Annotated in this window: 1 protein-coding gene; it reads right to left on the reverse strand. The window is 64.5% G+C overall.

What is annotated here, in order from left to right:
• Positions 1-14: 14 nt before the first annotated feature.
• Positions 15-617 (reverse strand): PBECR2 nuclease fold domain-containing protein (locus tag PAN31117_RS27325; protein ID WP_281349263.1); only part of this gene is annotated, 603 nt, incomplete at its 5' end.

Consider the following 617-nt stretch of genomic DNA (forward strand, 5'->3'; position numbering starts at 1 on the left):
GAGCGCGGCCATTCTCATTTCTGCGGCCTGCGATAGCGCAGGAACGTGCCACGCTGCTTATCTATATAGGCGCGCCTGGCATCCGCCGATTTCCCCACCTTCGCCGGAAAGGTAGTTACGCCAGTCCACCCGGCGCTGCCCTGCTCGAAAACCGACAGCCCCCAATCACCGGCCGCCGTCTCCAGCGCCCGGATATATCTACGGCGCAGCGACCACTCGCCCTCGACCTGCGTCCATGCCAGCCAGATCTCGTCCGGATCTTTCAGCGCGTCAGCCAGCAGGCGCATGTACGGGCCACGGTCGAATTTGTCGGCCTTCCAGTGGCCAGCGCCATCCTTGAATAACCCGTCGTTGATCGTGAGCGATTCGCCCGTCACATCGGGATAGACGACAGGATTCGCCTCGGACGCACCGAACTCCGAGAGGAACGCATCGGCATACTCCGCTGCCGACCGACCGGCAGGCAGCAGTGCATTAGGCTTCACCAGAGTGGCGGCGGGCAAATCGGGCAGGCTCGCACCAGGCGGCAGCGTCTGCGGAAGCGTGTCCATCGGCGGCGGCGTAAACGGAGCCGCCCATTTCGCGCCCGGATTGGCACCGAAGCCGGGATCCGGCAT

Origin of the sequence: Pandoraea anapnoica (assembly GCF_902459765.1) — a bacterium.
GTDB lineage: Bacteria > Pseudomonadota > Gammaproteobacteria > Burkholderiales > Burkholderiaceae > Pandoraea > Pandoraea anapnoica.